The organism is Geodermatophilus amargosae (assembly GCF_041028265.1).
GTDB classification, from domain to species: Bacteria; Actinomycetota; Actinomycetes; order Mycobacteriales; family Geodermatophilaceae; genus Geodermatophilus; species Geodermatophilus amargosae_A.
The window spans coordinates 228,683-248,293 of record NZ_JABGCW010000002.1 but is presented as its reverse complement, the minus strand read 5'-3'; the positions used below and the strand labels follow the sequence as shown (position 1 = coordinate 248,293).

Here is a 19,611-nt window from a genome sequence, read left to right as displayed (position 1 = left end):
GCGAGGAAGGCCGGGTCGACGTCGGCGCTGCCGTGGTGCGGCACCTTGAGCACGTCGGCGCGCAGGTCCACGCCCCGGTCGAGCACCCGCGCCTCGGCCGTGGCGCTCAGGTCGCCGGTCAGCAGCACCCGGATCCCGCGCACGGTCACCCGCACGACCAGCGACAGGTCGTTGGGCTCGGCGGCCGCCGTCGCGATCTCCGCGGGTGGGGCGAGGACCTGGAGGCGCACGCCGCCCACCTCCCACCGGTCACCGGGGACCAGCACCTCGCGGCGGGCGCCGGCCCGGGCGGCGGCCACGTCGAGGTCCCCGGCCCGTTCGTCGGCCGGCGACAGCGTGCCGCTCGCGACAGTGCCCACCTCGCGCCCGTCCAGGGCGCCGGCCAGGCCGCCGACGTGGTCGGCGTCCAGGTGCGACAGGAGCACCAGCGGCAGCCGGTCGATCCCCAGCCGGTCCAGGCACCGGTCGACCGGCCCCACCTCCGGTCCGGCGTCGACGAGCACGCCCTCACCGGGGCCGGTGGGGACCACCAGCGCGTCGCCCTGCCCGACGTCGCAGGCGACCAGGACCGCCCCGGGAGGCGGCCAGCCGTCGGCCGCCTGGCGCAGCGGCCAGCCGAGCAGCACCAGGCCGACCAGCGCCGCCAGCCCGAGCGGGCGCAGCCGCCGGAACCGCCACAGCACCAGGCCCGCGACCAGCAGCAGGACGGTGAGCAGCAGTGCCCCGCCGGTGCCGGCCGGCCAGCCGGTCGCGCCGTCGGGCAGGCCGGCCGCGGTCCGGGCCACCGTGACCAGCCAGCGCACCGGCCAGCCCGCCAGCCAGGCCAGGCCGTCCCCGGCGACCGGCAGGACCGGCCCGGCGAGGGCGGCGAGCAGCCCCAGCACGGTCGCCGGCGCCACCGCGGGCGCGGCGAGCAGGTTGGCCGGCAGCGACACCGGGCTGACCAGGCCGGACAGCCCGGCCACCAGCGGTGCGGTCGCCAGCCCGGCGGCCGCGGCGACCGCCACGGCGTCGGCCGGCGTGCGCGGCCAGCCCCGCCGCTGCAGGCGCCGTGACCAGCCGGGCGCCAGCAGCACGATGGCCGCGGTCGCGGCCACCGACAGCGCGAAGCCGGCGTCCCGGGCCAGGCGCGGGTCCAGGAGCAGCAGCACGGCGACCGCGGCGGACAGCGCCGGGACCGCCGCCCGTGCCCGACCCGTGGCCAGGGCGAGGAGCGTGACCGCACCCATCGCCGCCGCCCGGACGACGCTGGCCTCGGGCCGGACGAGCACGACGAAGCCTGCCAGGGCGACGAGCGCGACCCCCGCCTGCACCCGCCGGCTCACCGCCCGGCGGCGCAGCGGCGCGAGCACCCCGGTGAGGACGATCGCGACGTTCGCGCCGGAGACCGCGGTGAGGTGGGACAGCCCGGCCCGCCGGAAGTCCTCCTCCAGCACCGGGTCCAGGCCGCGGGTGTCCCCCACCACCAGCCCGGGCAGCAGGCCGCCGGCCGGGGCGTCGAGCACGCGGTCCGCCGTGGCGGCCAGCCCGTCGCGCACCGCACCGGCGGCGCGCTGCAGCCGCGACGGCCCCTCGACGGGCTCGGGCGGACCCCGCGCGGAGAGCCGGGCGACGACGCCCTCGGTGGCCGGCACGGTCGCGACCGCCACCCGCGTCCGGACGACCTCCCCGGGCAGCACCGCGGCCCAGTCCTCCGCCGGGGCGAACAGCACCGCCCCGGCGCTCAGCACGACCGTGTCGGCGCCGTCGGCGAGGGTGGTGACCGTGACGTCGAGGACAAGCCGGGGCGGGCCCACTCCGGCGACGCGCCGCGGGTCGCCGTCGACCTCCAGCACCACCTCCACCGTCCGGCCGCCCGCGGCCTCGGCCAGCGGCGACGCGGCACGGGCCGCACCGCGGACGGCGGCGACCGTGGCGGTGGTGGCCACGGCGGCGAGCACCGCCAGCAGGACCAGGACCCCCGCCGACCCGCGGCGCGGCACGAGCAGGACGGCGGCGAGCGTGACCGCGCCGGCCAGCACCAGCAGGACGTCCGGGGCGAGCAGTGCCGAGACGAGGGTGACGGCCCACACCGCGGCCGCGACCGGAGCCAGGCGCAGGTCCACCCACGACCAGCGGCGGTCCCGGGAGCTGCTCACACCCGCACCAGGTCGGCCAGCCCGGCGTAGACCGCCGGCCCGATGCCCGGGACGTCGTCGAGCTGCTCGACGCTGGTGAACCGGCCGTGCTGCGCGCGGTGGTCGACGATGCGCTGGGCCAGGACGGGCCCGAGGCCGGGCAGCGCGTCGAGGTCGGCGACCGTGGCCGCGTTCAGGTCGAGCGGGCCGGCCGGCGTCGCTGCGCCGGCCGGCCCGGACGCCGGTGCCGCCACGCCCGGGACGCCGACCGCCACCTGCTGACCGTCGCTGACGACCGCGGCCAGGTTGACCGACGCGGGATCGGCCTCGGGCAGGAAGCCGCCGGCCGCCGCGACCGCGTCGGCCACCCGCGCCCCCTCCGGCAGCGTCACCAGGCCCGGGGAGACGACCAGCCCGACGACGGAGACCACCACGGTGCCGCCGGCACCGGCGGCCTCGGCGGGCTCGGTGGTCTCGGCTCCCGCCGTCCCCTCCCCGTCCTCGACCGCGGGGACCACGGCGGGGACCGCGGGCGGCTCCGGAGCCGGCGCGACCTCCGGCCGCTGCAGCCAGGTCCAGCCGGCCAGCACCAGGGCGGCGAGCAGGCCGGTGAGCCACAGCGCCGCGCTGCCGCGCCGGCCCGGATCGACGCGGACGGCCCGGCCCGGAGCCCGGTGACGGCCGAGACTCCCCGGCAGCTGCTCCCCGCCCTCGTCGTCGGGCTCGTCGTGCCCCTCGTCGTCGGGGTCGCCCACGGGAGGGCGGAGGACGGCGACGCCCGTGCGGGGCGGGTCCCCGAGCGGATCGTCGTCGGGCAGCCAGCCGGAGCGCCGGCCCTCGTCGAGCAGCACCCGCAGGCGGGCACGGATGACGTCGGCGGCGGGATCGCGACGGGAGGTCAGGCGCACCTGGCGGACGCTAGGCAGGCCGCCCAGCCGCGGACCCGGAGCGCGGAAGGCTGTGGAGGGCCGTGCCGGTTGTGGACGGACGGGGCCGGGAGGCCCGCGGGCGGGTGCAGGCTGCGCCCGTGCTCCCCACCCCGCCCGTGCTCCCCACCCCGCCCGTGCTCCCCGCCCCGCCCTCAGCCCCGGTCGCCGTCCTCCGCCGGGGTCACCACCACGCCCACCGCGCCGGGGCCGACGTGCGCGCCGATCGCCGCACCGAGCTCGCTGACGAACAGCTCGCGCAGGCCGGGCACCGCGCGCTGCAGCTCCGACGCGAGCTTCGCGGCGCGGTCGGGAGCCGCGAGGTGGTGGACGGCGAAGGAGGCACCGGGACCGCCGGCGGCCTCCGCGGCGCGCTGCACCAGGCGGGCGAGTGCGCGGGCCGACGTCCGGACCCGCTCCAGCGGCACGACCTGACCGTCGGCGACGTGCAGCACCGGCTTGACCGCCAGCGCCGTGCCCAGCAGCGAGGCCGCGGCGCCGATGCGGCCACCGCGCCGGAGGTGCTCGAGGGTGTCGACGACGAAGAACGTCCGCGTGCGCGCGGCGGTGCGCTCGGCGACGGCGGCGACCTCACCGGCGTCGCCCCCCTCGGCGGCGCAGCGCGCGGCGGCGAGGACGGCGAAGCCGGTGCCCATGGCCGCCGACCGCGAGTCGAGGACGGTGACGACGTGCTCGCCGACCTGGGCGGCGGCCAGCCGGGCGGCGTCGCACGTGCTCGACAGCTCCGCGGACAGGTGGACCGAGACCACCCGGTCGGCGCCCGCGGCCAGCTGGCGGCGGTAGGCGGCGACGAAGTCCCCGGGCGTCGGCCGCGACGTGGACACCTGCTGGCCGCGGGTGGTCAGCGCCCGGGCCACGTCACCCGGGGTGATCTCCTCGCCCTCCCGCCCGGAGTGGCCGGCCAGCACCACGTAGAGCGGCACCACCTCGATGCCGTAGCGCGCCACGACCTCGGACGGCAGGTAGGCCGTGGAGTCGGTGACCACGGCGACCGGCATCAGGGGAGGCTAGCCCGCGGCCGGCGGGCCGGCGGCCGGGAGCCCGCAGGCGCGGTCAGAGGACCGCGTCGGCGTCCTGCGAGGGCGGGGGTGCGGCACCCTCCGGCGTGGCCGCGGCGTCCACCGGCGCCGTGGCCGGGCGGCCGGGCACCGGCCCCTCCAGGCTGCCCGGGAGCGCGGCGACGACGGTGTTGTGCCGCATCAGCCGCCAGCGCTCCCCGTGCCGGGCCAGCTCGCTCCAGCCGCAGTTGGCCAGCGGCCCGAACACCCGGCGGTGCTGCGGGCCGAGCTCGAGCAGCGCCTCGATGAGGCGCCCGGCGGTGCCGCCGTGGGTGACGACGACGGCGACCTCGGCCGGCGGCAGGTCCTGGAGGGCGGCCAGTGCGCGGCGCGCCACGTCGGCGGACTGCTCGCCACCGCGGCCGTGCACCGGGCGGCCGGCGAGCCAGTCGGCGTACTGCTCGGGATGGCGCTCGGCGACCTCGTCGCGGGTGAGCCCCTCCCAGCAGCCCAGTCCGTGCTCGCGCAGGCGCCCGTCCAGGCGCAGCGGCACGCCCAGCGCGTCGGTCAGGGCGGTCGCGGTGTCGGCGGCGCGGACGAGGTCGCTGGCCACGACGACCGTGGTCGCGGGACCCAGCCCGGTGGCGACGAGGTGCGGGGCCGTGCGTGCGGCCTGCGCCCGGCCCTCGGCGTCCAGGGGCGGGTCCATCTGTCCCTGGAAGCGCCCCGTGGCGTTCCACTCCGTGCGACCGTGCCGCCAGACGAGCAGCCGGGGCACCGGCAGGTCGAGCGCGGCGGGAGCCGTCACCGGCCGGTCGTCCCCGCGTCCCCGCCCCCGGGCTCGGAGCCCGGGCCGGACCCGGCACCGTCGTCGTCGAGCGCGCCGTCCTGCGTCGGGTCGCCCTCCAGCACGTCCTCGCCCTCCAGCACGTCCTCGTCGGCCAGGTCGTCCTCGGTGAGGTCCTCGGTCGGGTCGGGTGCCAGGGACACCGGATCGGAGCTGCCCGGGTCGACGTCGTCGGCCGACAGGGTGCCGCTGCCGGCCCCGGCGGTGCCCGTGGAGTCGGTGCCGGGGGCGGCGGTCGGCGCGGCCCGGTCGACGAACGGGATCGTCGGGCAGTCCTTCCACAGCCGCTCGAGGGCGTAGTACGCGCGCTCCTCGGCGTGCTGCACGTGGACGACGACGTCGACGAAGTCGAGCAGCACCCAGCGGGCCTCGGCGACGCCCTCGCGGCGGACCGGCTTGACGCCGTGCTGACGCAGGCGCTCCTCGACCTCGTCGACGATCGCCTGCACCTGGCGCTCGTTGGGGGCCGCGGCGAGCACGAAGGCGTCGGTGATGGCGAGGCGGTCGCTGACGTCGACGATCGAGACGTTCGTGGCGAGCTTGTCCGCGGCGGCCTGGGCGGCGAGCAGCGCGGTCTCCCGGGCCTCGGCGGAGGCGGTCATCGGGGTACCTCCCGGAGGTGGGCAGCAGGTGGGTCGGTGGGCTCGGTGCCGACGTCGGGAGCCGGCGGACGGTCGGGCGCGGGCCGGTCGAGGGGCGGCCGGTCGGGGCGGGGACCCGGGAGGCGCCGGGCGCCCGGTGCCGAGCGGTAGAGGCCCCGCTTCTCGATGTACTGGACCACGCCGTCGGGGACGAGGTACCAGACCGGCATCCCGCGGGCGACGCGGTCGCGGCAGTCGGTGGAGCTGATCGCCAGCGCCGGGATCTCGACCAGGCTGACCGCTCCCTCGGGCAGGTGCCCGTCGGCGAGGGTGAACCCGGGCCGGGTCACCCCCACGAAGTGGGCCAGCCGGAGGAACCGGTCGCTGTCGCGCCAGCTCAGGATCTGCGACAGCGCGTCGGCGCCGGTGATGAAGAACAGCTCGGCGTCGGGCCGCTGGGCGTGCAGGTCGGCGAGGGTGTCGATCGTGTACGTGGGGCCGTCGCGGTCGACGTCGACGCGGCTCACGGAGAACCGCGGGTTGGAGGCGGTGGCGATGACGGTCATGAGGTAGCGGTCCTCGGCCGGGCTGACCTCGCGCTCGCTCTTCTGCCAGGGCTGCCCGGTGGGCACGAAGACGACCTCGTCGAGACCGAAGAGCCCAGCGACCTCGCTGGCGGCGACCAGGTGGCCGTGGTGGATCGGGTCGAACGTCCCGCCCATCACGCCGATCCGGGTGCCAGCCACCGATCGAGCCTAGCCGGGCACCTCCGGAGCGGCCCGGCTGGACCGGTCCCGCCGGCAGCCCGGAGTGCGGGGCGGCAGGAGGCGGACGCGGACGGCCGGGTGCGGGACGCCGCACCCGGCCGCCGGGACGGATCGTCCGGCCGCGACCGGCACCCCCGTGCCGTCGGTCGCACGACCCGGCCGCGGTCACGACGACGGCGGCCGGGCCGGGCCCCGGTGTCACGACCGGTGCCCGCGCTGACCAACGGCCCACCGGCCGACCGGTCACGCCCGGCCGGGGGAACCCCCCTCGCGGGTGTGTCGGCGGGAGCCGGGATCAGAGCGTGGTGACGAAGTCCGCGAGCTGCGTGGCGTTGCGGCACTCCACCATGTCGATGACCTCGCCGTAGCGGTCCGCGGCGGAGTCCCCGCTCCCCCACAGCCGCCGCGGCTCCGGGTTGAGCCAGTGCGCCGAGCGGGCCTTGCGGACGAGGTCGGCCAGCACCGGCAGGCCCGGCTGGCGGTAGTTGGTCCGCCCGTCGCCGAGCACCAGCAGCGACGTCTTCGGCCCGACGGCGGCGGGCCAGCGGTCGGCGAAGACCTCGAGGGCGTTGCCGTAGTCGCTGTGCCCGTCGAAGGCGACGACGTCGGCCTCCCGCCCGATGCGGGCGATGGCGGCCGAGACGTCGGCACCGGGGCGGAAGAAGCGGGTCACCTCGTCGGTGGCGTCGACGAAGGCGAACGCGCGGACGCCGGAGAAGTGCTCGCGCAGCGCCTGGGTGAGCATCAGCGTGAAGTGGCTGAAGCCGGCCACCGAACCGCTGACGTCGCAGAGCACCACGAGCTCGGGCTTGTGCACCTTGCGCGGCCGGTGGTGGGTCACCACCGGCACGCCGCCGGTGCCCAGCGAGGCGCGCACCGTCTTGCGGAAGTCCAGCCGGCCCTGGCGCCCCATGCGCCGCCGGGCCGAGAGCCGCACGGCCAGCCGCCGGGCCAGCGGCGCCACCGTCCGGCGCAGCTCGGCGAGGTCGGACTGCTGCGCCCGCAGGAAGTCGACCTGCTCGGCCAGCGGCCGCACCGCGCTCTTGGCCACCCGCTCGCGGCCCCGCTCGGCCGCCGCGCGCCGCCGCACCTCGGCGTCGACGGCCGACCGGAACGCCGCCAGCCGCTCGCGGACGGTCTGCCGCGCGACCTGCTCGGCCAGCCCGCCGCGGCCGCCGTCACCGAGCAGCCCGGCGAGCATCTGCGCCACGAGCGTGTCCGGCGACAGCGCCCGCATCACCCGGTAGCCGAAGTAGGCCTGCCCGGACGGCGACGCCGGCGCCCGCCCGAGCTGCTCGACGGCCTGGCGCGCGAACCGGCGCAGCGCCTCGTCGTCGCCGTCCATCAGCAGCCGGGCCAGCTGCTCGCGCATCCGCTGGGCGAGGTCGCGCTCGTCGCCGTGACCGTCGGGCAGGTCCAGGGTCGAACCGTCGTCGGCGCCGGGCTCCCCCTCCCCCTCCGCGGAGGCGGAGTATGAGCCGGTCCGCGGGCGGTCCGACAGCGGCCACCACAGGTCGAACAGCGTGTCGTAGGGCGGCCGCTGCGAGGCCCGCTGCAGCAGCACCGCCGCCAGCCCGTGCCGCAGCTGCTCGCGCTGGAGCAGGTCGACGACGGTGAGGATCTCCGCGGCGTCGACGGCCTGGCTGATCCCGACCGGGATGCCGGCCTCGCGCACCGCGCGCACGAACCCGTCGAGGTGCCCGGCCAGCCCGCCGGGGGCAGGAGCCGACGGCGCGGACATCAGTTGAGCCGCAGCTCGGCGGCCGCGCGCTCCTGGTCGCTGGCGTGCTTGAGCACCACGCCGAGCGTCGAGCGCACCGCCGTCTCGTCGAGGGTGTCCAGGCCCAACTCGAGCAGCGTCTGCGCCCAGTCGAGGGTCTCGGAGATCGACGGCGACTTCTTCAGCTCCATCGCCCGCAGCGCCCGGATGGTGCGCACCAGCTGCTCGGCCAGCCCCGGCGCGAGGTCGGGCACCCGGGAGAGCACGATCTCCCGCTCCCGCTCGGCCGACGGGTAGTCCAGCGACAGGTACAGGCAGCGCCGCTTGAGCGCCTCGGACAGCTCGCGGGTGGCGTTGGAGGTGAGCACGACGGTCGGCCGCCGGGTGGCGGCCACGGTGCCGAGCTCGGGGATGGTGACCTGGAAGTCGCTGAGCACCTCCAGCAGCAGGCCCTCGACCTCGACGTCGGCCTTGTCGGTCTCGTCGATGAGCAGCACGGTCGGCTCGGTGCGCCGGATCGCGGTCAGCAGCGGCCGGGAGAGGAGGAACTCCTCGCCGAAGATGTCGTCGTGCACGGTGTCCCAGTCGGTGCCGTCGCCGCCCTGGGCCGCCTGGATGCGCAGCAGCTGCTTCTTGTAGTTCCACTCGTAGAGCGCGCGCGCCTCGTCGAGGCCCTCGTAGCACTGCAGCCGGATCAGCTCCGAGCCGGTCGCCGTCGCCAGCGCCTTGGCCAGCTCGGTCTTCCCGGTGCCCGCCGGCCCCTCCACCAGCAGCGGCTTGCCCAGCCGGTCGGCGAGGAAGACCGTCGTCGCGATCTGCGCGTCGGGCAGGTAGCCGGCGGTCGACAGCCGCTTGCCGACGTCGGCGACCGAGGAGAACTGGGGCATCTGCGTCGGCGGGCGGGGCATGGGACTCCTCGGGAGGGGTGACCGGGGGGGGTTCAGCGGGTGTGGCCGCTGCCCGTGACGACGTAGGTGGTGCTGGTCAGCTCCGGCAGGCCCAGCGGCCCGCGCGCGTGCAGCTTCTGCGTGGAGATGCCGATCTCGGCGCCGAAGCCGAACTCGCCGCCGTCGGTGAACCGGGTGGAGGCGTTGACCAGGATCGCGGCGGCGTCGACGCCGGCGGTGAACGCGGCGATCGCGGCGGCGGAGTCGGCGACGATCGCCTCGGAGTGCCCGCTCCCCCACCGCGCGACGTGCTCGAGCGCGGCCGGCAGGTCGTCGACGACGCGCACGGCCATGTCCATCGACAGGTACTCGGTGGCCCAGTCCTCGTCGGTGGCCGGGACGACGGCCTCGTGCGCGGCGCGGGCGGCGTCGTCGCCGTGCAGGGTGACCCCGGCGTCGACCAGCGCGCCCAGCAGGCGAGGCAGGAACGGCACGTCCCGGTGCACCAGCAGCGTCTCCGCGGAGTTGCAGACGCTGACCCGGTGGGTCTTGGAGTTCAGCACGATCGCCTCGGCCGTGGCGGCGTCGGCGGAGGCGTCCACGTAGACGTGGCAGTTGCCGACGCCGGTCTCGATCACCGGCACCTGCGCCTCGCGGACCACCCGCTGGATGAGCGAGGCGCCGCCGCGCGGGATGACCAGGTCGACGGAGCCGCGGGCGCCGAGCAGCTCGCCGACGGAGGCGCGATCGGCCGGCAGCAGCTCAACGGACCCCTCCGGCAGGCCCGCCTTCTGCCCGGCGTCGGACAGGACGGCGACCAGCGCGGCATTGGTGCGGTACGCCGAGGCCGAGCCGCGCAGCAGCGCCGCGTTGCCGCTCTTGAGGCACAGGCCCGCGGCGTCGACGGTCACGTTGGGCCGCGCCTCGTACACGATGCCGATCACGCCGAAGGGCACCCGGACCTGCCGCAGCTCCAGCCCGTTGGGCAGCCGCGAGCCGCGGACGACGTCGCCCACCGGGTCGGGCAGGGCGACCAGCTCGCGCAGCGCGGCGGCCACCCCGGCGACCCGACCGGCGTCCAGCCGCAGCCGGTCGAGCACCGAGGCCGGCGTCCCGTCGGCGGCCGCGGCGTCGACGTCGAGCGCGTTGGCCGCCAGCACCTCGTCGGTGCGCTCGACCAGCGCGTCGGCCATGGCCGAGAGGGCGGCGTCCTTGACGTCGGTCGGCAGGGTGCGCAGCACGCGGGACGCGGCGCGGGCACGCAGCGCGGCGGCCCCGATCAGCGGCAGGTCGGCGGCGTCGGACACGTTCCGCAGACTACGCGCCGGCCTCTCCGCCCGGGCGCGTCACACGGTGTGTGAGAATGGTTCTCATGCCCACGACGACGCGCGTCCTCGCCTCGGCCACCGCGGCCGCCACCGCCCTCCTGCTGGCCGCCTGCGGCTCCTCCGGGGACGACGACGCCGCCGCCGCGGACGGCGTCTCGGTCGAGGCGGCCTTCTATCCCCTGCAGTGGACGGCCGAGCAGGTCGGCGGCGACCGGGTCGACGTCGCCTCGCTGACCCCGCCGGGCGCCGAGCCGCACGACCTCGAGCTCACCCCGCAGGACGTCGCGTCGCTGTCCGACGCCGACCTCGTCGTCTACCTCCAGGGGTTCCAGCCGGCGCTCGACGACGCCGTCGTCGAGGCCGGGGACGCCGCGTGGGACGCCGGCGAGGCGGCCGACCTGTCGCTGACCACCGCGGAGGAGCACGCCCATGAGAGCGAGGAGCACGAGGGCGAGGAGGAGCACGCGGAGGGCGAGGAGGTCGTCGACCCGCACTTCTGGCTCGACCCCACCCGGCTGGCCGACGTCGGCGACGCGCTGGCCGACCGGCTCGCCGAGATCGACCCCGACGGCGCCGGCACCTTCCGCGACAACGCCGCGGCGCTGCGCGCCGACCTCGAGGCCCTCGACGCCGAGATGGCCCAGGGCCTGGCCGACTGCGCGGTCCCCACGCTGGTCACCGGGCACGACGCGTTCGGCTACCTCGCCGAGCGGTACGGCCTCGACGTCGTCGGCATCAACGGGCTGAGCCCCTCGAGCGAGCCCAGCCCTGCCCAGCTCGCCGAGATCTCTAGTCTGGTCCGGGAGCGCGGCGTGACGACCGTCTACACCGAGACCCTCGTCGACCCCGCCGTCGCCGAGACCGTCGCCCGGGAGGCCGGTGTGCAGACCGCCGTCCTCGACCCGATCGAGGGCCTGACCGACGAGTCGGCCGGCGAGGACTACCTCGCGGTCATGCGCGCCGACCTGGCGACGCTGCGGGAGGGACAGGGCTGCGCATGAGCGACCCCGCGCTGCGCCTCACCGGCGCCACGGTCGGCTACGGCGACGTCGCCATCGTGCGCGACGCCTCGCTGACCGTCCGGCGCGGCGAGGCCGTCGCGGTCATCGGCTCCAACGGCTCGGGCAAGACCACCCTCATGCGCGGGGCGCTGGGCCTGGCAGCCGTCCTCGGCGGGACCGTGGAGGTGCTCGGCGCCCCGGTGGGCCGGCTGCGCGAGCACGGCCGGGTCGGCTACGTCCCCCAGCGGCACACCGTCAGCGGTGCGATGCCGGCCACCGTGCGGGAGGTCGTCGGCGTCGGCCGGTTGCCGCGGCTGGGCCTGTTCGGCCGGCCGGTCGCGCGCGACCGGGCCGCCGTCGCCGAGGCGGTCGACGCCGTGGGCCTCGCCGACCGGCTCGACGACCCGGTGGCCTCGCTCTCGGGCGGGCAGCAGCGCCGGGTGCTCGTGGCCCGCGCGCTGGCCGCCGAGCCGGAACTGCTGGTGATGGACGAGCCGACCGCCGGCGTCGACGCGGCCAGCCAGGCGGCACTGGCCGCGGTGCTGGCGCGGGTGTCGGCGGCCGGCACGACACTCGTCGTCGTGACCCACGAGACCGGCCCGCTGGCCGGCGTGCTCCGCCGCGCCGTCGTCGTGGACTCCGGGCGGCTGACCTACGACGGGCCGCTGAGCGGCGCCGGCCCGGCCGCCGGGCCCGACTGCCACCACCCGGACGAGGCCACCGCCCGACCGGTCCGGGGATACCGCCTCGACCAGCCGCGGCCGGCACCGGACGCCGCCCGGGTCCGCGACGGGAGCCGCTGAGGTGGAACTGCTCGACTACGGCTTCATGCAGCGGGCGCTGCTGGCCTCGCTGATGGTCGGACTCGTCGCCCCGGCGGTGGGCGTCTTCCTCGTCCAGCGCCGGCTGTCGCTGCTCGGGGACGGGCTCGGCCACGTCGCGCTCACCGGGGTCGGCGTCGGGGTGCTCACCTCCAGCGCACCGGTCGGGACGGCACTGGTCGCCGCCGTGCTGGGCGCGGTGCTCATCGAGCTGGTCCGCGCGCGCGGGCGCACCAGCGGCGACGTCGCCCTCGCCGTCCTCTTCTACGGCGGCATCGCCGGCGGCGTCGTGCTGCTCTCCCTGGCCCCCCGCGGACAGGCCACCAACCTCGACGCCTACCTGTTCGGCGCGATCACCACGACGACGACGTCCGACGTGGCCGTGTTCGCCGTCATCACCGTCGTGGTCCTGGGCGTCGTGTGGCTGCTGGGCTCCCGGCTCTACGCGGTCAGCGACGACGAGGAGTACGCCCGCGCGGTCGGCCTGCCCGTGCTGCCGCTCAACGTGGTGCTGGCGGCACTGGTCGCCTCGACCGTGGTGCTGTCCATGCGGGTGGTCGGGCTGCTGCTGATCAGTGCGCTGATGATCCTGCCGAGCGCCGTGGCCCAGCTGGTCGGCCGCAGCTTCCGCAGCACGCTGTACCTCGCCTGCGCGATCGGCGTGGTGGTCAGCGTCGCGGGCACCGCGACCTCGTACTACACCGGCACCCCGTCCGGCGGCACGATCGTGCTGCTGGCCATCGCGCTGTTCCTCGCCGTCACCGTCGCGGTGGCCCTGCGGGACGCCACGGCCCGGCGGCGGCACGGCCGCCGGACCGACGTGCACGCCGCCCACCCGCACGAGCACGGCGAGGGCTGCGGGCACCGGCCGGTGCCGCACGGCGACCACGTCGACTACGACCACGACGGGCACCTACACGCACCGCACCGGACCGGCACCGGCGTCCACTACGACGAGCACAGCGAGCCCGCCGTCGCGACGCCGCCGGCGGGGAGGGAGCGAGCGTGAGCGCACCGGAGGTCCCGGTCCGCCGGCAGACCCGGCAGCGGACGGCGGTACTGGCGCTGCTCGACGAGCTCGACGGGTTCCGCACCGCCCAGGACCTGCACGCGCTGCTGCGGGAGCGCGGCGACGCCGTCGGCCTGGCCACCGTCTACCGGGCGCTGCAGGCCCTCGTCGACGACGGCCTGGTCGACGTCCTGCGCAGCGAGGACGGCGAGGCGGCCTACCGGCGCTGCTCGCCGGTGCACCACCACCACCTGGTCTGCCGCTCGTGCGGCCGGACCGTCGAGGTCGCCGACCCGCCGGTGGAGCGCTGGGCCGCGCGGGTGGCGGCCGAGCACGGGTTCGCCGACGTCCAGCACCAGCTCGAGGTGTTCGGCACCTGCAGCGCCTGCGCCGCGGGGGCCGCTGCTCAGCGGTAGGGGTCGGTCACCTCGCGCAGCCGGGTCAGCGCCGCCCGCAGCGCGGCGGTGACCTCCTCCCCGAGGTGGGCCGTCCACTCCGCCTCGACCTCGGCCTCCACGCGCCGGGCGAGGGCGACGACGGCCCGTCCGCGCTCGGCCATCTGCACCAGCCGGGCGCGCGCGTCGGTGGGGTCGGGCACGCGGCGGACGTAGCCAGCGCGCTCGAGCTGGTCGACGAGGTGGCCCGCGGTCTGCTTGGTCACCAGCGCCTGCGCGGCCAGGTCGGTCAGCCGGGTGCCGCCGGGGCCGATCCGCGCGGCGATGCGCCCCTGGGCGGCCGTGATGTCGTCGAACCCCGCCTCGGCCATCGCCGCCAGGACCCGGGCCTCCATGGCCCGGGCCGGATAGAAGCACAGGAGCGCCAGGTTCTGGTGGCCGTCGTCGGACCCGGTCACGATCCCCCTTGACTGTGGTCAGGTGTTCTGACTAGATGGTCAGGCGATCGTACCAACTCTCCAGGGAGGTCGTCGTGGACCTCGACGACGTGTGGCGCACCATCGACTCCCAGCGGGCGAGCCTCGCCGACCTGCTCGACGACCTCACACCCGGCGAGTGGGAGGCCCCGTCCCTGTGCGCGGGCTGGCGGGTGCGCGACGTCGCCGCGCACCTGACGCTCGCCCAGATGGGTCCCTGGCCGGCCCTGGTCGAGACCGTCCGGGCACGGGGCAGCTTCGACCGGATGATCCGGGAGTCCGCGCTGCGCGTGGGCCCGCTGCCGACCGCGGAGTACGGCCGGCGGATCCGCGCGATGGTCGGCTCCCGGCGCACGGCGCCGTTCGTCTCCCCCGTCGAGCCGCTGACCGACGTGCTCGTGCACGGCCAGGACATCTCGGTGCCGCTGGGCCGGGCCCGGCCGGTGCCGCCGGCCGCCGCGGCCGTCTCGGCCGCCCGGGTGTGGCAGCTGTCCTTCCCGTTCCGGGCCCGGAAGCAGCTCGCGGGCCTGCGGCTCGTCGCCATCGACTCGGACTGGTCGGCCGGCGAGGGCGCCCTCGTCGAGGGCACGACCGGCGACCTCCTGCTGCTGCTCACCGGCCGCACCGCCACGGTCGGCCGGCTCGGCGGCGAGGGCGCGCAGCGGCTGGCGGCGGCAGAGGGCCGTCGCGACGACCCGATGAGGAGGACGCCATGACGTGGGCCGTGACCATGGACGTGGCCGAGCCGGTGGAGCTGTACGACGCCGTCCACCGGGCCCTGCTGGAACGGACCGGCGGCGTCGTCGACGGCCTGCTGGTGCACCTCGCCCGGCAGACCGCGGACGGCTTCCAGGTGGTCGAGGTGTGGGAGTCGCGCGAGGACTTCGAGCGCTACAGCGCCGACGTCGTCGGGCCGGTGGCGACCGAGGTGCTGCAGGGACGGCCGCGGACGCCCACGGTGGTGACCCCGTTCGACGTCCGCGGCCTGGTGCTCCCCCGCGCCGGCGTCGCCGTCTGACCGCGGGCCGGCGCCCGCGCGGCCTAGTTGAGCGCGCGGGTGCCGGGCGGGAGGACGCCGCCGCCGACCATCTCGACGACGGCGTCCTGGAGCGCGGTGAGCGCCACCCGCTGGGTGAACGGGCCGGTGGACACGCGCGCGACGCCGAGCTCCTGCATCTCGCGGGCCGGCAGGGAGGCGCCGGGCACGCTGATCAGGGTCAGCCGGTTGCGGCCGAGGCCCTCGACGACCGCCTCGATCTCCTCGCGGGCCACCAGGCCGGGCACGAACACGACCGGGGCACCGGCCTCGAGGAAGGCCTGCCCGCGGCGGACGGCCTCGGCGACCAGCGCGGCGCGGTCGGCGCCGGGCCCGCCGCGCAGGAGGGCGTCGGTGCGGGCGTTGAGCACGAAGTCCACACCGGCGTCGCTCCCGGCGCGCACGACCGCCTCGACGGCGGCCACGGCCTCGTCCAGCGGCTTCATCTGGTCCTCGAGGTTGCCGCCGACGACGCCCTTCTCCATGGCGCGGCGGGCGGTCTCGCCGGCGTCGCCGTAGCCGGCCTCCATGTCCATGCTCACCGGAAGGTCCACGGCGGCGGCGATCCGGCCCACCATGTCCAGGTGCAGGTCGAGCGGGATGTTCTCGCCGTCCTCGTAGCCGAAGGTCGAGGCGATGCCGTGGCTGGCGGTGGCGAGGGCGCGCACGCCCTCGGTGCGGGCGACCACCTGGGCGGAGACGACGTCCCACACGTTGGTGAGGACGAGGATCTCCGGGGCGGTGTGCAGGTCGAGCAGGGTCCGGGCGCGGGTCGCGAGATCGGTCACGGACCCGACCGTACGGCTCAGCGGGCGCGCAGGGCCCGCAGCGCCGTCTTGCGGGACTCGCCGGTGAGCCGGTCGAGGAAGACCTTGCCGTCGAGGTGGTCGACCTCGTGCTGCAGGCAGCGCGCCATCAGCCCGGTGCCCGACAGCCGCAGCGGCTCCCCGTGGACGTCGAACCCCTCGACGACGGCCTCCATCGCCCGCACGGTGGGCGCCCACAGGCCCGGGATGGACAGGCAGCCCTCGTCGCCGTCCTGCGTCTCCTCGGACAGCTCGACGATCCGCGGGTTGACCAGGTGGCCGATCTCGCCGTCGACGTTGTAGCTGAAGACCCGGGCGCTCACCCCGATCTGCGGAGCGGCCAGCCCGGCGCGGCCGGGGTGGTCGACGGTCTCCTCGAGGTCGCGCACCAGGGCGGCCAGGTCCTTGTCGAAGGCCCGCACCTCGTCGGCGGGCGTGCGGAGCACGGGGTCACCGAGCTCGCGGATGGGGCGGATCGTCACCCGGGCAGTCTCCCAGCCGTCCGCGCGCGCCCGACCAGCACCATCTCGTCGCGGTGCACGACCTCGCGCCGGTACTCCGGGTCGAGGTCGGGCGTGCGCCGCCCCAGCAGCGCCGGCAGCTCGCGGGCGTCGTAGGCGACCAGCCCGCGGGCCACGACGGTGCCGTCGGGCCCGACCAGCTCGACCGGGTCGTCGGCCAGGAAGTCGCCGTGGACGGCGGTGACGCCCGCGGCCAGCAGCGAGGCGTGCCGCTCGCGGACCGCCCGCACCGCGCCGTCGTCGAGGACCAGCCGCCCGCGCGGGCGGCTGGCGTAGCGCAGCCAGAACTGCCGGCCGGAGGGACGGCGGCCCGAGGGCTCGAACAGCGTGCCGACCCGTTCCCCGGCCAGCGCCGCGGCGGCCTGCGGGGTCGAGGTGACGACGACGGGCACGCCGGCGCCCGACGCGATGAACGCCGCCTCGACCTTCGTGGCCATGCCGCCGGTGCCGACGCCGTTGCGCCGGGCGGTGCCGAGGGCGACCGCGGCCAGGTCGCCGGTGCCGCGGACGGTGTCGAGGAGCTGCGCCGGGCCGGTGCGCGGGTCGCCGTCGTAGACGCCGTCGACGTCGGAGAGCAGCACCAGCGCGTCGGCGGCGGCCACGTGCGCGACGAGGGCGGCCAGCCGGTCGTTGTCGCCGAACCGGATCTCCTCGGTGGCGACCGTGTCGTTCTCGTTGACGATCGGGAGCACGCCGAGGGTGAGCAGCCGCTCCAGCGTCTGGCGGGCGTTGCGGTAGTGGCCGCGGCGGGTGAGGTCGTCGGCGGTCAGCAGCACCTGCCCGACGGTGACGCCGTGGCGGTCGAAGGCGTCGGCGTAGGTCTGCACCAACCGCAGCTGGCCCACGCTGGCCGCGGCCTGCGCCGTCGCGAGGTCGCGCGGCCGGCCCTCGACGCCGAGCGGGGCCAGGCCCGCGGCGATCGCGCCGGAGGAGACCAGGACCACCTCGCGGCCCTGCGCCCGCACCGCGGCGAGGACGTCGACCAGCGCGGTGAGCCGGGCGGCGTCCAGCCCGCCGGGCAGCGTGGTGAGCGAGGAGGACCCCACCTTCACCACCACGCGGCCGGCGCCGCCGACCTGCGGACGGGCGCTCACGCGTCGTCGTCCGCGGGAGCGTCCCCGTCCCCGGGGGGGTCGTCGCCGGGCAGGTCCTCGTCGGACCAGGTCTCGGCCGTCTCGTAGGGCAGCCGGCGGGCCTTCTTCGCCGCCAGCCGCTCGGCCGCGCGCACGCGGTGCGGTGCGTCGACACGGCTGTCGGTGCCGCGGCCGCCGAGGCCCGCGGTCTCCTCGGCCATCGGCGTGCCGGCGGGCAGGCTGGGCTGGAAGTCGAAGGCGACGTCGCCGATGACGACCGTGTCGCCCTCCTGCGCGCCGAGCTTCGCCAGCTCGTCCTCCACCCCGAGACGGTTGAGCCGGTCGGCGAGGTAGCCGACCGCCTCGTCGTTGGTGAAGTCGGTCTGCCGCACCCAGCGCTCGGGCTTCACGCCGCGGACGACGAAGGTCTCCTCGTCGGGGTCGTGGGTGACGGTGAACCCGGAGTCGTCGACGGCGCGAGGCGTGAGCGTGACCCGGGTGGCCTCGGGCGCCGGCAGGGCTGCGCGGTACTCCGCGACGGCGGCGGCCAGCGCGTAGCCGAGCTCGGTCAGGCCCTCCCCCGTGGCGGCGCTGACGGCGAACACCTGCAGGCCGCGGGCCTCCAGCGCCGGCCGCACGAGGTCGACCAGCTCCCGCCCGTCCGGGACGTCGATCTTGTTGAGCACGGCGACCCGCAGCCGGCCGACCAGGTCGAGCTCGTCGCCGCCGTATTCCGCCAGCTCGTGCGTGAGGGCGTCGATGTCGCTCTCGGGGTCGCGGCCGGGCTCGAGCGTGGCCATGTCGACGACGTGCACCAGCACCGCGCAGCGCTCGACGTGCCGGAGGAACTGCAGCCCCAGCCCCTTCCCGGTGGCCGCGCCCGGGATGAGCCCCGGGACGTCGGCCATCGTGAAGACGACGTCGCCGGCGCGGATCACGCCGAGGTTGGGCACCAGCGTGGTGAAGGGGTAGTCGGCGATCTTGGGCCGGGCCGCGGACATCGCCGCGATCAGCGAGGACTTGCCCGCCGAGGGGAACCCGACCAGGCCGACGTCGGCGACGCTCTTGAGCTCGAGGACGGCGTCGAAGGACTCCCCGGGCTCGCCGAGCAGCGCGAAGCCGGGCGCCTTGCGGCGGGGGTTGGCCAGCGCGGCGTTGCCCAGCCCGCCGCGGCCGCCGGAGGCGAGCACGACGCGGGTGCCGGCGCCGACGAGGTCGGCGACGACCTCGCCGCCGACGCTGACGACCGTGCCCTCCGGGACGCGCAGGACGCGGTCCTCGCCGTTGGCCCCGTGCCGGTTGCTGCCGGCGCCGGGGCGGCCGTTGGCGGCGCGCTGGTGCGGACGGTGGTGGAAGTCCAGCAGCGTGTGGACGCTGGGGTCCACCTCGAGGACGACGTCGCCGCCGTCGCCGCCGTTGCCGCCGTCGGGGCCACCGAGGGGCTTGTACTTCTCGCGGTGCACGGACGAGACGCCGTGGCCGCCGTTGCCTGCGGCGACGTGCACGACGACCCGGTCGACGAACGCGGCCATCTCTGCTCTACCTGCTCACTGCCTGCTCAACGCCGACGAGCGCACGGGCCGGACGGCCCGTGCGCTCGTGGCGGTACGTGTGTGGTGGTTCCTCAGGCCTCGACGGCCGCGGGCGCGGTGATCGAGACGGTCTTGCGACCACGCCGGGTGCCGAAGGTGACCGCACCGGGAGCCAGCGCGAACAGCGTGTCGTCGCCGCCGCGGCCGACGCCCAGACCCGGGTGGAAGTGGGTGCCGCGCTGGCGCACGATGATCTCGCCGGCCTTGACGACCTGGCCGCCGAAGCGCTTCACGCCGAGGCGCTGGGCGTTCGAGTCGCGGCCGTTGCGGGAGGACGAGGCGCCCTTCTTGTGTGCCATGTCGTCGTCAGCCCTTCGTGATGTCGCGGACGACCACGTCGGTCAGCGGCTGACGGTGGCCCTGACGCTTGTGGTAGCCCGTCTTGTTCTTGAACTTGTGGATGCGGATCTTCGGGCCCTTGCCGTGGCCGACGATCTCGCCGGTCACGGTCACGCCGGCCAGCGCCTGCGCGTCGCTGGTGACGGTGTCGCCGTCGACCAGGAGCAGGGCCGGGAGGGTGACGGAGTCGCCCGCCTCACCCGCGAGACGGTTGACCGTGAACCGGTCGCCCACGGCCACCTTGTGCTGCCGGCCACCGGCCTTCACGACTGCGTACACCACTGACTCCTCGATCGCTGCTGTCTGTCCCGCGATGCGTCCTGCGCGCACCCCGGCGCGGGCGCCGGGTG

Annotated in this window: 21 protein-coding genes and 1 pseudogene; 6 read left to right on the top strand and 16 right to left on the bottom strand. The window is 76.6% G+C overall.

From position 1 onward, the window contains the following. Window positions 1–32 precede the first annotated feature (32 nt). From HLV61_RS02145 to HLV61_RS02105, 9 genes and pseudogenes are all read right to left on the bottom strand, one after another. Window positions 33–1,463 (bottom strand): annotated as a pseudogene (locus tag HLV61_RS02145) (ComEC/Rec2 family competence protein); the annotation flags it as partial. A gap of 671 nt (window positions 1,464–2,134) precedes the next feature. Beyond that, window positions 2,135–3,025, bottom strand: a complete 891-nt coding sequence (locus HLV61_RS02140) for a ComEA family DNA-binding protein (RefSeq protein WP_369252494.1) — start codon at window positions 3,023–3,025, stop codon at window positions 2,135–2,137. A 173-nt stretch (window positions 3,026–3,198) separates the two neighbouring features. Continuing rightward, on the bottom strand, window positions 3,199–4,062 hold the full coding sequence (locus tag HLV61_RS02135; protein ID WP_369252492.1) for a DegV family protein: 864 nt from the start codon (window positions 4,060–4,062) through the stop codon (window positions 3,199–3,201). Window positions 4,063–4,117: 55 nt separating this feature from the next. Next, window positions 4,118–4,870 (bottom strand): histidine phosphatase family protein, encoded by a 753-nt coding sequence (locus HLV61_RS02130; protein ID WP_369252490.1) that lies wholly within the window; start codon window positions 4,868–4,870, stop codon window positions 4,118–4,120. Then, window positions 4,867–5,511: a ribosome silencing factor gene (rsfS, locus tag HLV61_RS02125; RefSeq protein WP_369252488.1), complete on the bottom strand. Its 645-nt coding sequence runs from the start codon at window positions 5,509–5,511 to the stop codon at window positions 4,867–4,869. Before rsfS ends, HLV61_RS02130 begins: the two co-directional genes overlap by 4 nt. Continuing rightward, window positions 5,508–6,236 (bottom strand): nicotinate-nucleotide adenylyltransferase, encoded by a 729-nt coding sequence (gene nadD, locus HLV61_RS02120; RefSeq protein ID WP_369252486.1) that lies wholly within the window; start codon window positions 6,234–6,236, stop codon window positions 5,508–5,510. The genes rsfS and nadD overlap by 4 nt, the downstream gene beginning before the upstream one ends. A gap of 316 nt (window positions 6,237–6,552) precedes the next feature. Continuing rightward, the gene (locus HLV61_RS02115) at window positions 6,553–7,998 is read right to left on the bottom strand and encodes a vWA domain-containing protein (RefSeq protein WP_369252484.1); all 1,446 of its coding nucleotides are present in this window, start codon (window positions 7,996–7,998) and stop codon (window positions 6,553–6,555) included. Further along, window positions 7,998–8,885 carry an AAA family ATPase gene (locus HLV61_RS02110; RefSeq protein WP_369252482.1) on the bottom strand — a complete coding sequence of 296 codons (888 nt, stop codon included), beginning with the start codon at window positions 8,883–8,885 and terminating at the stop codon, window positions 7,998–8,000. The genes HLV61_RS02115 and HLV61_RS02110 overlap by 1 nt, the downstream gene beginning before the upstream one ends. 32 nt (window positions 8,886–8,917) lie before the next feature. Further along, complete coding sequence (locus tag HLV61_RS02105; RefSeq protein WP_369252480.1) at window positions 8,918–10,171, bottom strand: glutamate-5-semialdehyde dehydrogenase; 1,254 nt, start codon at window positions 10,169–10,171, stop codon at window positions 8,918–8,920. Between the two features lie 65 nt (window positions 10,172–10,236). Between HLV61_RS02105 and HLV61_RS02100 the strand changes: the two genes are divergently transcribed. The 4 genes from HLV61_RS02100 to HLV61_RS02085 are packed head-to-tail and all read left to right on the top strand — an operon-like array spanning window position 10,237 to window position 13,439. Beyond that, window positions 10,237–11,193: a metal ABC transporter substrate-binding protein gene (locus HLV61_RS02100; protein ID WP_369252478.1), complete on the top strand. Its 957-nt coding sequence runs from the start codon at window positions 10,237–10,239 to the stop codon at window positions 11,191–11,193. Continuing rightward, entirely contained in the window at window positions 11,190–11,996 is an 807-nt protein-coding gene (locus HLV61_RS02095) for a metal ABC transporter ATP-binding protein (protein WP_369252476.1), read from the top strand. Before HLV61_RS02100 ends, HLV61_RS02095 begins: the two co-directional genes overlap by 4 nt. 1 nt (window position 11,997) lies before the next feature. After that, window positions 11,998–13,023, top strand: a complete 1,026-nt coding sequence (locus HLV61_RS02090; RefSeq protein ID WP_369252474.1) for a metal ABC transporter permease — start codon at window positions 11,998–12,000, stop codon at window positions 13,021–13,023. Beyond that, on the top strand, window positions 13,020–13,439 hold the full coding sequence (locus HLV61_RS02085; RefSeq protein WP_369252472.1) for a Fur family transcriptional regulator: 420 nt from the start codon (window positions 13,020–13,022) through the stop codon (window positions 13,437–13,439). Before HLV61_RS02090 ends, HLV61_RS02085 begins: the two co-directional genes overlap by 4 nt. On the opposite strand, the gene HLV61_RS02080 is transcribed toward HLV61_RS02085, so the two are convergent. Beyond that, window positions 13,430–13,876: a MarR family winged helix-turn-helix transcriptional regulator gene (locus tag HLV61_RS02080; RefSeq protein ID WP_369252470.1), complete on the bottom strand. Its 447-nt coding sequence runs from the start codon at window positions 13,874–13,876 to the stop codon at window positions 13,430–13,432. The genes HLV61_RS02085 and HLV61_RS02080 overlap by 10 nt on opposite strands. 74 nt (window positions 13,877–13,950) lie before the next feature. Between HLV61_RS02080 and HLV61_RS02075 the strand changes: the two genes are divergently transcribed. Beyond that, the gene (locus HLV61_RS02075; RefSeq protein WP_369252468.1) at window positions 13,951–14,610 is read left to right on the top strand and encodes a maleylpyruvate isomerase family mycothiol-dependent enzyme; all 660 of its coding nucleotides are present in this window, start codon (window positions 13,951–13,953) and stop codon (window positions 14,608–14,610) included. Further along, window positions 14,607–14,912, top strand: a complete 306-nt coding sequence (locus tag HLV61_RS02070; protein ID WP_369252466.1) for a hypothetical protein — start codon at window positions 14,607–14,609, stop codon at window positions 14,910–14,912. The genes HLV61_RS02075 and HLV61_RS02070 overlap by 4 nt, the downstream gene beginning before the upstream one ends. A 23-nt stretch (window positions 14,913–14,935) precedes the next feature. Here HLV61_RS02070 and HLV61_RS02065 read toward each other — a convergent pair whose 3' ends face one another. The 6 genes from HLV61_RS02065 to rplU form a co-directional block, all read right to left on the bottom strand. Next, window positions 14,936–15,718: an isocitrate lyase/PEP mutase family protein gene (locus tag HLV61_RS02065; protein ID WP_369252464.1), complete on the bottom strand. Its 783-nt coding sequence runs from the start codon at window positions 15,716–15,718 to the stop codon at window positions 14,936–14,938. A 17-nt stretch (window positions 15,719–15,735) separates the two neighbouring features. Beyond that, window positions 15,736–16,218 (bottom strand): peptide deformylase, encoded by a 483-nt coding sequence (gene def, locus HLV61_RS02060; RefSeq protein ID WP_369252462.1) that lies wholly within the window; start codon window positions 16,216–16,218, stop codon window positions 15,736–15,738. Continuing rightward, window positions 16,215–17,351 (bottom strand): glutamate 5-kinase, encoded by a 1,137-nt coding sequence (gene proB / locus HLV61_RS02055; protein WP_369252460.1) that lies wholly within the window; start codon window positions 17,349–17,351, stop codon window positions 16,215–16,217. The genes def and proB overlap by 4 nt, the downstream gene beginning before the upstream one ends. After that, complete coding sequence (gene obgE, locus HLV61_RS02050; protein WP_369252458.1) at window positions 17,348–18,862, bottom strand: GTPase ObgE; 1,515 nt, start codon at window positions 18,860–18,862, stop codon at window positions 17,348–17,350. Before obgE ends, proB begins: the two co-directional genes overlap by 4 nt. 92 nt (window positions 18,863–18,954) lie before the next feature. Further along, on the bottom strand, window positions 18,955–19,221 hold the full coding sequence (rpmA, locus tag HLV61_RS02045) for a 50S ribosomal protein L27 (RefSeq protein WP_369252456.1): 267 nt from the start codon (window positions 19,219–19,221) through the stop codon (window positions 18,955–18,957). A gap of 7 nt (window positions 19,222–19,228) precedes the next feature. After that, entirely contained in the window at window positions 19,229–19,540 is a 312-nt protein-coding gene (gene rplU, locus HLV61_RS02040) for a 50S ribosomal protein L21 (RefSeq protein WP_073419147.1), read from the bottom strand. Window positions 19,541–19,611 lie beyond the last annotated feature (71 nt).

Coding starts and splice junctions, on each gene's coding strand:
- obgE (WP_369252458.1), bottom strand. CDS start 18,862: ATGGCCGCGTTCGTCGACCGGGTCGTCGTGCACGTCGCCGCAGGCAAC.
- HLV61_RS02095 (WP_369252476.1), top strand. CDS start 11,190: ATGAGCGACCCCGCGCTGCGCCTCACCGGCGCCACGGTCGGCTACGGC.
- rpmA (WP_369252456.1), bottom strand. CDS start 19,221: ATGGCACACAAGAAGGGCGCCTCGTCCTCCCGCAACGGCCGCGACTCG.
- HLV61_RS02135 (WP_369252492.1), bottom strand. CDS start 4,062: ATGCCGGTCGCCGTGGTCACCGACTCCACGGCCTACCTGCCGTCCGAG.
- HLV61_RS02110 (WP_369252482.1), bottom strand. CDS start 8,885: ATGCCCCGCCCGCCGACGCAGATGCCCCAGTTCTCCTCGGTCGCCGAC.
- HLV61_RS02115 (WP_369252484.1), bottom strand. CDS start 7,998: ATGTCCGCGCCGTCGGCTCCTGCCCCCGGCGGGCTGGCCGGGCACCTC.
- HLV61_RS02100 (WP_369252478.1), top strand. CDS start 10,237: ATGCCCACGACGACGCGCGTCCTCGCCTCGGCCACCGCGGCCGCCACC.
- rsfS (WP_369252488.1), bottom strand. CDS start 5,511: ATGACCGCCTCCGCCGAGGCCCGGGAGACCGCGCTGCTCGCCGCCCAG.
- HLV61_RS02070 (WP_369252466.1), top strand. CDS start 14,607: ATGACGTGGGCCGTGACCATGGACGTGGCCGAGCCGGTGGAGCTGTAC.